This window comes from Jeotgalicoccus psychrophilus DSM 19085 (assembly GCF_000425845.1).
Lineage (GTDB): Bacteria > Bacillota > Bacilli > Staphylococcales > Salinicoccaceae > Jeotgalicoccus > Jeotgalicoccus psychrophilus.
Window position 1 is genome coordinate 20,260 of record NZ_AUEF01000010.1, and the last position, 13,410, is coordinate 33,669.

The window sequence follows — 13,410 nt, forward strand, 5'->3', positions numbered from 1 at the left end:
GGGAGAAAAATCATGAACTATTTCGAAGAAATTGAACCGGCAGTATCAAATGATTTCTCATCGGATTCACATTCAAGTGCATCAAGTGAATCTGCAAGCAGCGTTTCATCTGACTAACGAGAGGAATACAATCAAGTATTCTGAAAGATGTTAAAAGCGAAAGGGGGGAGAAAAATCATGAACTATTTCGAAGAAATTGAACCGGCAGTATCAAATGATTTCTCAACAGATTCACATTCAAGTACATCAAGCGAATCTGCAAGCAGCGTTTCATCTGACTAAGATTCATAGTATACGCGGGAAGACATTTCAATAAAAATTTGAAACAGGCGGCCCGTGCTCGACATGGACCGCCTGCCTGCGTTTTGAAAGGGTGAATAACAAGTGCAAAGGACAAGCAGGTATAAAAAGAAAGAGTCATTAATTAAAAAGATAAACCGGTTTTTCACTATGGAGGAGACTAAAGGGAACATTATCGGTAAAGCACCTCCAGTTCCGGTGAAAGAAATTTTCAGCCGATTTTGGCCATATACTAAAAACTACCGCAAATGGATATTTGTCGGGCTGATCTTTATAGCCTTACAGCCTATGGCTTTGGCAGGTACAGTATGGCTGCTTCAAATATTTATAGACAACGTACTCGATGCGAGAAATCTAAGTCCGCTGTACTGGATTGTACTTCTGTATTTTGGATTCAGTCTTGCCGCTGGAATATTTTCATTCAGCGGAACATTCACGACAAACTGGGCAGGTCAAAAATTCATTCTCGCTCTTAGAAAACATTTATATGAACACTTACAGAGTTTATCACTTCACTTTTTTGAAGGGCGCAAACTCGGAGATATTATTGCGAGACTGACAAGTGACATTGCTTCGATTGAAAGACTGATTGTCACAGGAGCAACTTCTGCTTTGTCATATGTATTCCAGCTTCTCGTTTTTATTGGCATGTTATTTTTTATGGAATGGAAGCTCGCACTGACATCGATGATTGTAGTCCCATTGTTTTACATTATTACGAGATATTTTTCAGTCCGTATGAAAATGGCTTCCCGTGAACGTTCAAGGCGTATGGGCGCGATAAATTCTCTGACAGAAGAGAGTTTTTCAAATATTTCGCTGATGCAGGCATTTAATCAGGAAGAAAATGAATCGAAAAAATTTCATAACCAGAACCTGGCTGCATTTACCGCAAAAATGTATAAAGTACGGTTAAAATCAACATTTACTCCCGCAGTGTCTTTAATTGAAACAATGGGAACTCTTATTGTTATGATATTCGGTGCCTTTCTTCTTATGCAGGGAGAGGTAACGATTGGTATTCTCGTAGCATTCTTAACACTGCTTAGAAGACTGTACAGCCCGGTGCGCGGTCTCAGCCGTCTCCTGAACACAATTTATTCGGCGTCGGCAAGTGCTGAACGTGTAATTGAATTTATGGAACAAAAACCGGCAGTCAGTTCTGATTCCAGTATTAAAATCGAGAAAGATGAACCAGGAATTATATTTGAGAATGTGTCATTTGCGTATCCGCATAAAAAAAACAATGTGTTATCGAATATCTCTTTCATTGTAGATTCTGGAGAGACAGTCGCACTGGTAGGCGCGAGTGGAGTGGGGAAATCAACAATTCTTAAAATGCTTCTGCGATTTTATGAACCGACCGAAGGTAAAATTTACCTTAATAATTACGCGGTTGATGAAGTAGATCTGCAGTCACTGCGTGAAAGAATTTCAGTCGTATTTCAGGAAGCGCTGATATTTGACGGTTCTGTCCGGGAAAATATTTCCTATGGTAAACCGGATGCAACAGATGAAGAAATTATAAATGCAGCGAAAAAAGCAGAGGCACATGAATTTATCGAGAAAATGTCTGAGGGTTACGATACGAACGTTGGTCAGAAGGGCCGGAATCTTTCAGGAGGCCAGCAGCAGAGACTTGCGATTGCGAGAGCAATTATAAAGGATACATCGGTATTGATTCTGGATGAACCGGCAGACGGTCTGGATGGTTCTACTGAAAAGCGCGTGATGAAAGATTTGATGAGAGATACAGCGACGCTGATTATTACTCATAATTTAAAAACAGCGCGTGAAGCAGATAAAATTCTTTATATTTATGAAGGAGAAATCAATGAAATCGGTACGCACGACGAGCTGATGGCTTTAAATGGAAATTATAAAAAATTATATAACGATCAGCAGGGTGAAGACAGTCATGAGGATGTAATGATACCGAGGCTGGCTGTTAAATAATACAGGGGGTAAAATAATGAAGACTGAAGAAGAAACATTAATAGAGCCGCTGAAAAAAGGCGAGACTCTTGTTGCAGATTATAAAGTTGTAACTCATATGAGACGTGGAAAAGATTGTGATTTGTACCATTTGTGGAGTGAGGAGAGAATGTGCAGTACCATTGGGAAAACTGTGCAGCCAAATGTCTTATCTAAAGAAAAAGCTGTGGATAGACTGATTCGTGAAGGTGAACTGATTACAAGCTTATCTCATCCTAATTTAATCAGAGGGTATGAACTTCTTTTGGAACCTGAACCTGTTATTATTCAGGAAACTCTGACCGGTGAAACTATATCCCATCTGGTACGGCAGGTATATAAAAAAGAAGAAGAACTGCCGTTAATACAAATTGCGCACTTCGGTAAGCAAATCGCATCGGTCGTAAATTATCTGCACCGAAATAACATACTTCATCTGGATATTAAGCCGTCGAATATTATTTCACAGCCGCCTTTGGCCAAATTATTTGATCTCAATCTTGCAGCGACACCTGGAAGTGTCAAAAAAGGTACGGGGACGAGACCTTACATGTCTCCTGAACAGGCTTTGGGAGAACCGTTAACTTCTGCAGCAGATGTATGGGGCATCGGAGTAGTGCTATTTTTTATGATGACCGGTGAACGGCCTTTCAAAAGCTTTGATGATCGTTATGAACAGCTGGAACGGAACGCAGTACCGGTATCCAGTCTCAGACAGACTGAAGGATACAATCAGCTTGCTGTTATGATTGATCGTTGTCTCGATCCGGCTGCGGAAAACCGTCCGGGGGCGGATGAAGTATTTAAAATCTGTGAAGATTATATTGCTCAGCAGTCGCAATAAATGATTCAAACTCTCTGACCGTCGTTCAGAGAGTTTTTTTATTGTATAATACAACTAAAAGGAGCGGATATAATATGGCAAAGCTGATTCATACTGACAATGAACTTATTAAAAAAGAAAAATCAATTAAGAAGATATTTGGCAGTGAGCGGTCGAATATCGTTAATATTCAGCTTAAAACAGGTGAAGGGATTCCTGAGCATGATTCTAAAGATCCGATTTTTATAATCGTCAGAAGCGGGACCGTTAAGTTTATATGTTCTGATGAGGAATATACTCTTCAAAACAGCGATATTCTGTTTATGGAAGCAGAGGAGCTGCACAGTGTTGAGGCGGTAACTGATACTGACTTTTTAGTAGTATTTTTAAAATAGATCAGAATGATTATAATATTGTATTAGTAATTAATAATAGGAGAGTTAATGATATATAGAGAGACAATCAAAACAATGAGTACCAGTGCACGGAATAAGTTGAATTTTTACGAGGATTCACACATGAAATTTTTTGTCTCGTCGATGCTTGCAGGGGCGTATATCGGCGTAGGCTGTATCGTATTATTTTTTATGGGCGGGCCGTTATTTGCGGTGGATTCTCCATTTGTTAACTTGATTACAGGTATTACGTTCGGTGTCGCACTGGCAATTGTCATTTGGGCCGGATCGGATTTATTTACAGGCAACGTCATGACATTTGCGTTCGGTGCACTGACCAAAACAATCACATGGAAACAAACAACGATTTTACTTATATGGTGCTATATCGGAAACTTAGTCGGTGCTCTGGCATTTTCATATTTCGTCTATTTAAGCGGGATTTTCCCGGAAATAAATATCGACAGCTACACGGTTTATACGGCTGCCGGGAAAATGAGTGACGGTTTTATCCCGCTTCTTTTCCAGGGGATTATGTGTAACTGGCTGGTGTGTCTGGCAGTCTGGACATCAACGCATGCAGAGAATGAAATGGCAAAACTTGCACTGATTTTCGTCCTGATATTTGCATTCGTGGCAGTCGGCTTTGAACACAGTATTGCCAACATGGCAATTATGGCAATCGCTCTCTTGCACAGCAGTGTGGACACAGTGACAGTCGGCGGTTTTATCTACAATTTAATTCCGGTAACGATCGGTAATATTATCGGCGGCGGATTTTTCGTGGCATGTATTTACTATTATTTAAATGGCGAGTATAAAGAAAAGATTTAGTGTATAGTTTACACAAAGACTTAAGTTAAAACAAAAGGGGAGCTGAAGTAATGTTTAAGAGAGACGGCACGATTTCGTTTTTAACAAAGTTGTTATCAATTAACAGTCCGACAGGCTACACGAATAATGCGGTGAGTTTTTTACGGGAAACAATTGAAGATATCGGTTATGAAACGATGACGACACCGAAGGGGAACCTGATTGTTCAGGTAGACGGTGAAAATGCTGCAGTCACGAGAGGACTAAGTGCCCACGTGGATACTTTAGGCCTGATGGTCCGTTCAATTAACTCGGACGGTACATTATCACTGACTAAACTCGGCGGTCCTTTAACACCGACGCTTGATGGAGAATACTGTGATATTATTACGCGAGATGACAAAGTATATACGGGGACTATTTTGTCTAAATCACCATCGATTCACGTATTCAAAGACGCATCGACAAAAGAACGCGACATCGATAACCTGATTGTAAAACTCGATGAACGTGTGGAAAGTAAAGAAGACGTGGAGAATATCGGCATTCAGAACGGTGATATTGTCGCGTATGATCCGAAAGTAGTCATTACAGACTCAGGCTTTATAAAATCAAGATTCTTAGACGATAAAGCCTCAGTCGCTGTCCTTGTCAGCATTTTAAAAATGATGAAACAGGAAGATGTGACACCAGCAACGAATCTGAAATTTATCTTCTCAACGTATGAAGAAGTCGGTCACGGTGCAGCCTGGATTCCGGAAGATATTACAGAACTCTTAGCTGTCGATATGGGATGTATCGGGCTTGATCTTGACTGTACAGAATACGATGTATCGATCTGTGCCAAAGACTCGTCAGGACCGTATGACTACGATATGACGACAAGACTGATGAACTTTGCGAAAGACAAAGCACTGAACTACGCAGTGGACATTTATCCGATGTACGGCAGTGACGCATCAGCAGCAATGAGCGGCGGTGCGAACATTAGAGCAGCGCTTATCGGACCAGGAGTCTCAAGCAGCCATGGTATGGAACGCACGCATATCGATGCTCTGGAAAACACGTTTGAATTGGTCTCGGAGTACATTCAGAATTAACAATATTACTTCATTAAGGTGTTGTTATTGTGCTTAAAAACATATTTTTAATGGGTTCAGTGTATATCTCATTTATTATATGGATTATTACTGATTTCTTTACTGGAATTCCCTGGTATGTCCAATATGGTCCAATCATTCTATTTGGTGGTATTGCCGTAATTGTGGCTATATTGGAAATGGATGATGACGAAGACGACAAAGAGCAAAAAGAAACTGGTAAAGGGACGAAATTGGGTTCTCTTTTCCGTTTATCTCTTATATTATTCATTTGGCTTTTGATTGCAGCTATGAATATCTTTGTTGGAAAACCACGAACAGATGCATTTAATATATATGATTTAAGCTTTTGGGTGTTTCTTGTTGCTATACCGACTCTGAACAAAATCCATATTAAGATTATAGAGAACCGCGAAAAAACATAGTGTTACTTTCATTCACAACAGGGGGCTTGCCCTTTAAATATAAAATAGGGTGTTGTTATCGTGTCGAAGAGTAAATTTCTATTATTTTTATTTATTTTCTCACTCTTAATTTTTATTATTGCGGACTTTTTTCCAGGAATTGACTGGTATATCCAGATAGGTCCGATGATACTGACCGTAATAATTTTATTTCTTTTGGCTATCTTTGAGAAAAAAGAAGCTGAACCGAAGGAAGTAAAAACTGCTGATGAGAGGAAGAAACACAAAAAGTACTGGCTTGCTCTCATTGTTTTTACCTGGCTCGTAATTATAGCGATGAATATCTTCGTTGGAGAGCCGGAAGGTAATGTATTTAATATCAGAAAGCTTGAGTTCTGGATTTTAATTATCGTCTTACCGTTGCTTTCTCAGTTTAATTATAAGAAAAGAACAGACGGAACTTAATACAATCAGCATGATTTTAAGAGGACCATAGCGCTTAATGTGTTATGGTCTTTTATTATGAGGGTATAAATGAATATATGAATAGCGAGGAAGAAAAATGAAGTTAAAACCGTTGAAAATACCAGCCGGATTAGAAGTTGTTTCATATGAATCAATTGTTGATGATGAAGATCAGATATTTGATGGCATTGAAATTAACGACGCTGAGTTTCTTGATACTGACCTTAGAAGATTAATCTCATATAACTCTGTAATTAAGAACAGTAATTTATCGAATAATGAATTTGATAATGCAGATTTAACAGACACACGATTTGTTAACTGCGACTTTTCAAATACAGTGTTTTTGGGTGCATCCGTGCATAATGTTGAATTTGTTAACTGCAAAATGATTGGTGTCAGTTTTGATGAATCCAGAATTAAAAATGTTAAGTTTTTTGAGTCACTGTTAAATTTATCGGGAATAAGTGAATCGAAGCTCGAGAATGTGCTGTTTGAAAATACAAGAATGGTGACAGCGGATTTCTTTAATAATAAATTTAAGAATATCGGCTTCGAAAATTGTGATCTGACGGAAGCCAGATTTGTCGATACACCGCTTAAAGGCATTGATATCAGCTCATCGCATTTTGAGTCTTTAAGCATTAAGCGTGAAGATTTGGAAGGCTGTATTGTTTCCAGTGCGCAGGCAATTCAGATGGCAGCATTGATGGGACTGGTAGTGAAGGATGATTAAATAGAACTTGCAGCAGGTGCAGGGGGGAAGTTATGTCTTATATATTAATGGGGATATTGACTGTAACGCTGTTAATTACGGTATCAGTATTAAAAGATAAATATGAAATCACAAAAATTATTGGTGCACTGTCCTGGATTGCATTAAGTTTGTATTTTATCGTTGAATTTTTGGTCATCAAAGCAAGTACTGCATCGTATAATTTCTTAAAACAGCCGATGAGTGATTTAGGTGTGACTATATGTGGAATAGATACATATGAGCTCGCTGCTTATGAAATTTGTTCACCAGCTCATCTGGCAATGAACTGGACGTTTACTCTAACCGGAATAGCAGTTTTTACCGGTGCAATTTTTCTTCATAAATTTTGGCCGGATAACAAGAAAACCAAAACAGCGACTGTGCTGCTCGTTATTTTCGGACTCAGCTACAGTATTTCAGGAATATTCCCGGCTGATATAAACTTTTTAGTACACACATTTGCTTCATTGCCGGGAATGTTTGTCCAAATACCTGCTTTAATTATTATTGGACGGGCAATTAAAAGTACCATGCCGAAATTATCAAAATGGACTTATTTCTGCCTGTCGCTTAATTTACTGAGTCTGCTGTTTATATTTTTACAGCCTGTGTTTCCCGAGCTGCCGGGGGGCTTAATTCAGAGGGCACTTTATGCTTCAATCTGGCTGTGGATGGCTGTTACAGGCGTTGTGCTGCTAAACAAATCAGTTAAGCGTAAATAGGTTTTATGTGAGATTAAATAAGGAGGACTATTAATGACTTCAATTTATTTTACTTCAGGATCTAAAATTTTCAGTGTTTCAGGGATGGAACAGGACTGGTCAACTAAAGAAATAGAGACGGGTTATGATGATGTGCGTGCAGTGGCAGCTGATGAACTGTCAGAAACAATTTACGTCGGTACTTTTGATGACGGGCTGTTCATAAGCCGTGATAATGGTGAGAGTTTTGAAGCGGTTGGCGCAGATGTGTTGCCGAAAAGAATCATGTCGCTTCACATCAGTCCTGTGTCTAAACGTTTATATGTTGGAACAGAACCGAGTGAACTCCATTATTCAGATGATGAAGGTGAAACGTGGACAGAAATGACTGCGCTGCAGGATTTGCCGTCGAAATCAGAGTGGAGTTTCCCGCCGCGTCCTGATACACATCATGTTAAAGATATAGCGAGCGGCACTCAGGATGAATCATTTGTCCTTGCGGGTATTGAGCTCGGCGGTATTATGCGTTCCATTGATAATGGTGAATCATTTGAGGATCGTAAAGACGGCTCCCAGTTTGATGTTCATAATGTGATTGTTCACCCTGACGATGATAATCTGCTTTATGAAGCAGGCGGGGGTGGCTATGCATGGAGTGATGACAAAGGTGAGTCGTGGCAGATTGATAACGAAGGTCTTGGCGACTTTACGTATTTAGTTCATGTCGCAGTGGATCCGGGTGATAAAGACACAGTCCTTGTTTCCGGGGCACGGGGGCCGGCATCAGCGTATATGCCTGAAAGAGAGAAGACAGAAATGAAAGTATTCCGCAAACAGGGTGATGAGCCGTGGCAGGAAGTCACAGAAGGACTGCCTGACGGCAAAGGTACGATTGTGACTCATCTGCTAACATCATCAGATGAACCGAGTGTATTTTACGGTGTGAACAACAAAGGTGTCTATCATTCAGTCGACCGCGGTAAAAGCTGGATGAAAGTACCTGTCGATTTCCCGGAAGAAGTGACGAAAAATAAAATTAACTCAGCCTGCCTCACTAATTAAATTGAACAGAAAAATCCGTCTCATAATTATATGAGTCGGATTTTTTAATTGAATGGAGCCAAGGGGGCTCGAACCCCTGACCTTTGCACTGCCAGCGCAACGCTCTCCCAGCTGAGCTATGGCCCCGTATGAATTATTCTCATTGTAGAACATTCCCAGTCTTTACTCAATAGCGGTAAGATTTTAAATACTGTATTCTTAATATAAGAGTAGTTATTCAAGTTAAGGAGGTGCATCGATGATTACAGGGGAACGTACGACGATTGGAATTTTAGCCCACGTAGATGCAGGGAAAACAACATTGACCGAAGCACTGCTTTATCATGCAGGAGCGATTTCAAAACGGGGCCGGGTTGATCACGGCGATACATATTTTGATTTTGAGTCTATTGAAAGAACTCGTGGAATTACAGTGTCTTCGAAACAGGCAGACTTTGAAATCGGCGACCGTAAATTTACTTTAATCGATACACCGGGACATGCTGATTTGTCTGCAGAAATGGAACGGTCACTGCAGATCTTGGATCTGGCAATTATAGTGGTCAGTGCGGTCGACGGGGTGCAGTCGCACACGGCAACCATATTTCAGCTGCTGGAAAAATACGGTGTGCCGGCGATTATTTACATTAATAAAAATGATCGGGCCAATGTCGATAAAGATAAAACTATGGATAGCCTGCAGGAGCTGGATGAACGCTGTGCATTATTTTCAGCTGCGGATTCAGAGTTAAGCGAATCATTTATCGAACAGCTGGCAATGCTGGACGAAGAGCTGCTGAATACGTTTATGGAAGGTAAAGAAGATCAGCCATTCTGGTTAAATACTGCAAAAAAAGCAGTGATGAACAGATCTGTATTTCCATGTGTCTGGGGTTCAGCACTAAACGGTGATGGTATCGGTGAAGTCATCAATATAATGGAAAATTTAACAGAACCAAAAGTATATATAGAAGCTGCCGGTGCACGGGTATATAAAATTATGCACGACAGCAAAGGACAGAGACTGACATTATTTAAAGTATTAGGCGGCACTTTGAAGGTTAAAGACATGGTCTATTACAACGGTTCAGATGGAGAAAAAATCAATCAGCTAATGCGGCTGAACGGCGGGAAATTTGAAGCAGTCAGTGAAGCCTGGGCGGGTGATGTCTGCACGGCAATCGGCATTCATAAGGCAGAAATCGGCGATATTATTACGGCTGACTCTGAAAATATTGAACTGTTTCCTGTCTCAAAGATGCCCGAACTGCAGCCGGTAATGGAAGCATCACTCGTGCTCCCACAAGATATTGATGTATTTACAGCGATGAAGACACTCAGACAGCTTGAAGCGGAAGAGCCGGAAATTGGTCTCAGAACTTCTGAAACGACAGGCGATATCCATATGCGTGTGATGGGGACCATTCATATCGAAGTGCTGACAGAATCTATCCGTGACAAATACGGAATGGATATTGCATTCGGTCCGCCGGTAATTTTATACAGGGAAACGATTGAAGAAAGTATCGTTGGATACGGTCACTTTGAACCGCTTGGCCATTACGCTGAAGTACAGCTGCGTCTTGAACCAGGACCATCGGGACAAGGTATTCTCTCAAAAAACGAAGCGAATACTGATGATTTAAAAATACAATTTCAAAAATTGATTACGGGTCATATTAAAGAAAAAGAACACTTGGGCGTACTTACCGGCGCACCGCTGACTGATGTCACGATTACTTTAATGGCGGCGAGAACAGCGTTAAGAGAAACTCAGGGCGGCGATTTGCGACAGGCAACGTACCGCGCGGTCAGGCAGGGATTAATGAAAGCCACATCAGTACTTTTGGAACCCTGGTATTCATTTGAAATTACGCTGCCTGCAGATTTGGCAGGACGTGCAATGGCAGATGTTCAGAGACTTCACGGTGTATCAGGTGATATGGAGCAACTCGGGGATAATAAAGTATCATTAAAAGGCGAAGTGCCGGTTGCGACATTTGTAGATTATCCGATTGAACTCGCATCCTATACTAAAGGTGAAGGAACTGTCTCGCTGCAGTCGGCAGGTTATCGTCCGTGTCATAATCCAAAAGAAGTGATTGAACAGGCGGATTATAATCCGGAGAGAGACCTCGACAACACACCAAACTCCATTTACTTTAAAAAAGGTGCAGGCTATGAAGTGAAGTGGTACGACATCGATGAAGTCCGTCATATTAAATGAACTTTAAATAATAAAAGCAGGAACAGAATCTTAATTTGATTCTGTTCCTGCTTTTTTAGTTTCCCATTCTTCTTTTAAAATACCCATACGAATTGAGTCGTAATATTCGCCTTCGTAATAACGGACTTTTCGTATTCTGCCTTCAAGTTGCATGCCGAGTTTTTCTCCGACACATAACATCCGTTTATTGCCGGACCATGTTGTGAGCCCGACTCTTACTGTCGGTACTGTATTGAAGACATGACTAATCCATAGTTTTAAAGCCCGTGTACCAAGGCCTTTGCCCCAGTTCTGACATTCATGAATAACAATGCCGATTTCCAGCCATTTCTTCATGTCATCTTCAAAATAAAATGTTACAACGCCGCATATCTCATTATTTACAGTGATTACCCACAGGCTCTCGGAGTTAATGAATAAATCGCCTTTCTCCAAAAACTTTTCATAAGGAACTGTATGGTGTCGGAAGTAAGGTGCATCCCACTGTTTCCATTCCGGATTTTCATCTTTATATATTAATTCCCACAACTTGAATAAATCTTCATCTTTAATCGGACGAATGCCGAGATCTTTATCAGTGTACATAAATGCCTCCTTGTTTGTTTCTATAGTATCATTATAAATACTAATATATTTTTAATATTAAGACTTTTAATATAAAGTATAATTAAAGAACAATGTTTCCCGGGAAATAACGCAGATAATTTAATATTTTAATGTAAATAAGGGGAGTTTTGCAGATGGAACAACAGGGGTATTTATGGGAATCGTCAAAACAGCTGGAAGATTTACTTGCAGAATTAGTCGGCTGGAATAGTTTATCGGGAACACAGGGGGAAATTGATTTCCCGCATAAACTGATAGTGAAATTTAAAGAGCTGGATTACTTTAAATCTAATCCGGATAGAATTAAATTATTTGACGCAGGAAAAAACAGGAATGCATTTACAGCATTATATAAAACTGATAAAAGCTCGGACACAGTCGTATTGATTAGTCATTTTGATACGGTTGGGACAGAGGAATACGGCCAGCTGCAGGACTTAGCCTTTAATCCGGAAAAGCTGACACAGGCATTTCGGGACAACCCGGATTTCTTAACGCCGGCTGCAAAAGCAGATTTATATACAGATCAGTATATATTTGGGCGGGGCACGATGGATATGAAAATGGGGGTCGCACTGCATATGCATTTAATTGAACAGGCAGTGCGTGAAGAATGGCCGGTAAATTTACTGCTGGTGACAGTGCCTGACGAAGAAGTCAGTTCTCGGGGCATGCTTGCTGCAGTACCGGGAATTCTCGAAATTTCTAAAACAAATAACTTAAATATAAAACTGTTCTTAAATGGGGAACCGTCATTTACACAGCAGCCGCTGGACGAGAATCACTACATATATTCAGGCTCAATCGGTAAAATACTGCCGGCGGCATTGTTTTACGGTGTGCCGACTCATGCAGGAGAACCGCTGAGCGGGATTACATCTCATTTTATCGGCTCGTATTTAACTAAAAAAATGGAATACACAGACCGCTTTTTAGAAACTTACGATGGGGAAACGACACCGCTACCCGTTTGCCTGCAGGCGAACGACTTAAAAGACAATTATGACGTGCAGACTTCACATCACAGCTATGCATTGTACAATGTGTTCACTTTGTCGCAGACAGCAAAAGACGTCATGATAACATTTAAGGAAATTGCCGAAGACGCAATGCACGAATGCCGGACGGATTATGAAGAAATTTGTAAAGCCCATCAAATACCAGCACTGAACTGCATCAGGGTGATGGAGTACCACGAGGTGCTTGAGTACTTTATCGATAAATACAGTAAAGAAGAAGCAGATGAATTAATCAGGGCAGTTATTGAACAAAATGGGACAGACGAGCGGAAGATGACGTTGCTGATTGCCGACAAGTTGATGGAATACTGTCAGGAATTGGCGCCGGCGACAGTGCTGATGTTTGCACCGCCGTATATGCCGGCCGTGAATTCGTCTGATGATGAACTGGTGAGAAAGCTGATTGAAGCGACTAAAAGTGAGATGCATAAAAAATATAATTACGACGTGACAAATAAGCATTATTTCAACGGTATATCGGATTTAAGTTATGTGAACTATAACCCGACAGATGACGGCTGGCAGTCGTTTAAAAACAATGCGCCGTTATGGGGAGAAACATATACAATACCCTTTGAAGAAATGCAGCAGTTGAGTGCGCCGGTGATAAACATTGGACCGTACGGCAAAGATGCACATAAAATGACCGAACGGCTGCATAAGAAAAATGCATTTGAAATGATGCCGGCAGTGCTACGAAAATTGATAGCTGAATTCTTTTAATATACCTGGCAGGGTATTTGACTAATGACATATTTTACACTATAATATACGTACTTAAGAAC

General features: G+C 40.5%; 13 protein-coding genes and 1 tRNA gene. 12 read left to right on the forward strand and 2 right to left on the reverse strand.

Annotation, left to right across the window (positions count from 1 at the left end):
• Positions 1-450: 450 nt before the first annotated feature.
• The 10 genes from H625_RS12610 (at position 451) to H625_RS0105180 (ending at position 8,794) form a co-directional block, all read left to right on the forward strand.
• Positions 451-2,256 carry an ABC transporter ATP-binding protein gene (locus H625_RS12610; protein ID WP_051238984.1) on the forward strand — a complete coding sequence of 602 codons (1,806 nt, stop codon included), beginning with the start codon at positions 451-453 and terminating at the stop codon, positions 2,254-2,256.
• A 16-nt stretch (positions 2,257-2,272) separates the two neighbouring features.
• Positions 2,273-3,118 carry a serine/threonine-protein kinase gene (locus H625_RS12615; protein WP_051238985.1) on the forward strand — a complete coding sequence of 282 codons (846 nt, stop codon included), beginning with the start codon at positions 2,273-2,275 and terminating at the stop codon, positions 3,116-3,118.
• Between the two features lie 74 nt (positions 3,119-3,192).
• On the forward strand, positions 3,193-3,492 hold the full coding sequence (locus H625_RS0105145; protein WP_026858961.1) for a cupin domain-containing protein: 300 nt from the start codon (positions 3,193-3,195) through the stop codon (positions 3,490-3,492).
• A 48-nt stretch (positions 3,493-3,540) separates the two neighbouring features.
• Positions 3,541-4,326, forward strand: coding sequence for a formate/nitrite transporter family protein (locus H625_RS12620; RefSeq protein ID WP_051238986.1), 786 nt, complete (start codon positions 3,541-3,543; stop codon positions 4,324-4,326).
• A 50-nt stretch (positions 4,327-4,376) separates the two neighbouring features.
• Positions 4,377-5,405, forward strand: a complete 1,029-nt coding sequence (locus H625_RS0105155) for a M42 family metallopeptidase (RefSeq protein ID WP_026858962.1) — start codon at positions 4,377-4,379, stop codon at positions 5,403-5,405.
• Between the two features lie 29 nt (positions 5,406-5,434).
• Entirely contained in the window at positions 5,435-5,830 is a 396-nt protein-coding gene (locus tag H625_RS0105160) for a hypothetical protein (RefSeq protein ID WP_026858963.1), read from the forward strand.
• Positions 5,831-6,025: 195 nt separating this feature from the next.
• Positions 6,026-6,274, forward strand: a complete 249-nt coding sequence (locus H625_RS13730) for a hypothetical protein (protein WP_169516114.1) — start codon at positions 6,026-6,028, stop codon at positions 6,272-6,274.
• 97 nt (positions 6,275-6,371) lie between these two features.
• The gene (locus H625_RS0105170) at positions 6,372-7,010 is read left to right on the forward strand and encodes a pentapeptide repeat-containing protein (protein WP_026858965.1); all 639 of its coding nucleotides are present in this window, start codon (positions 6,372-6,374) and stop codon (positions 7,008-7,010) included.
• Positions 7,011-7,042: 32 nt separating this feature from the next.
• Positions 7,043-7,753 carry a DUF998 domain-containing protein gene (locus H625_RS0105175; protein ID WP_051238987.1) on the forward strand — a complete coding sequence of 237 codons (711 nt, stop codon included), beginning with the start codon at positions 7,043-7,045 and terminating at the stop codon, positions 7,751-7,753.
• 33 nt (positions 7,754-7,786) lie between these two features.
• Positions 7,787-8,794: a beta propeller repeat protein gene (locus H625_RS0105180; protein ID WP_026858967.1), complete on the forward strand. Its 1,008-nt coding sequence runs from the start codon at positions 7,787-7,789 to the stop codon at positions 8,792-8,794.
• Between the two features lie 53 nt (positions 8,795-8,847).
• Here H625_RS0105180 and H625_RS0105185 read toward each other — a convergent pair.
• Positions 8,848-8,920: transfer RNA gene (locus tag H625_RS0105185), tRNA-Ala, on the reverse strand.
• A 112-nt stretch (positions 8,921-9,032) separates the two neighbouring features.
• Between H625_RS0105185 and H625_RS12625 the strand changes: the two genes are divergently transcribed.
• Complete coding sequence (locus tag H625_RS12625) at positions 9,033-11,000, forward strand: GTP-binding protein (protein WP_035785231.1); 1,968 nt, start codon at positions 9,033-9,035, stop codon at positions 10,998-11,000.
• Between the two features lie 30 nt (positions 11,001-11,030).
• On the opposite strand, the gene H625_RS0105195 is transcribed toward H625_RS12625, so the two are convergent.
• Positions 11,031-11,585 (reverse strand): GNAT family N-acetyltransferase, encoded by a 555-nt coding sequence (locus H625_RS0105195; protein WP_026858968.1) that lies wholly within the window; start codon positions 11,583-11,585, stop codon positions 11,031-11,033.
• Between the two features lie 155 nt (positions 11,586-11,740).
• On the opposite strand from H625_RS0105195, the gene H625_RS0105200 reads away from it, so the two are divergent.
• Complete coding sequence (locus tag H625_RS0105200) at positions 11,741-13,348, forward strand: M20/M25/M40 family metallo-hydrolase (RefSeq protein WP_051238988.1); 1,608 nt, start codon at positions 11,741-11,743, stop codon at positions 13,346-13,348.
• Positions 13,349-13,410 lie beyond the last annotated feature (62 nt).

Bases quoted from the DNA above. Each gene is read 5' to 3' on its own strand.
- H625_RS12620 (WP_051238986.1), top strand. From the start codon at position 3,541: ATGATATATAGAGAGACAATCAAAACAATGAGTACCAGTGCACGGAAT.
- H625_RS0105170 (WP_026858965.1), top strand. From the start codon at position 6,372: ATGAAGTTAAAACCGTTGAAAATACCAGCCGGATTAGAAGTTGTTTCA.
- H625_RS0105175 (WP_051238987.1), top strand. From the start codon at position 7,043: ATGTCTTATATATTAATGGGGATATTGACTGTAACGCTGTTAATTACG.
- H625_RS0105195 (WP_026858968.1), bottom strand. From the start codon at position 11,585: ATGTACACTGATAAAGATCTCGGCATTCGTCCGATTAAAGATGAAGAT.
- H625_RS0105180 (WP_026858967.1), top strand. From the start codon at position 7,787: ATGACTTCAATTTATTTTACTTCAGGATCTAAAATTTTCAGTGTTTCA.
- H625_RS12610 (WP_051238984.1), top strand. From the start codon at position 451: ATGGAGGAGACTAAAGGGAACATTATCGGTAAAGCACCTCCAGTTCCG.
- H625_RS12615 (WP_051238985.1), top strand. From the start codon at position 2,273: ATGAAGACTGAAGAAGAAACATTAATAGAGCCGCTGAAAAAAGGCGAG.
- H625_RS0105145 (WP_026858961.1), top strand. From the start codon at position 3,193: ATGGCAAAGCTGATTCATACTGACAATGAACTTATTAAAAAAGAAAAA.
- H625_RS0105200 (WP_051238988.1), top strand. From the start codon at position 11,741: ATGGAACAACAGGGGTATTTATGGGAATCGTCAAAACAGCTGGAAGAT.
- H625_RS12625 (WP_035785231.1), top strand. From the start codon at position 9,033: ATGATTACAGGGGAACGTACGACGATTGGAATTTTAGCCCACGTAGAT.
- H625_RS0105155 (WP_026858962.1), top strand. From the start codon at position 4,377: ATGTTTAAGAGAGACGGCACGATTTCGTTTTTAACAAAGTTGTTATCA.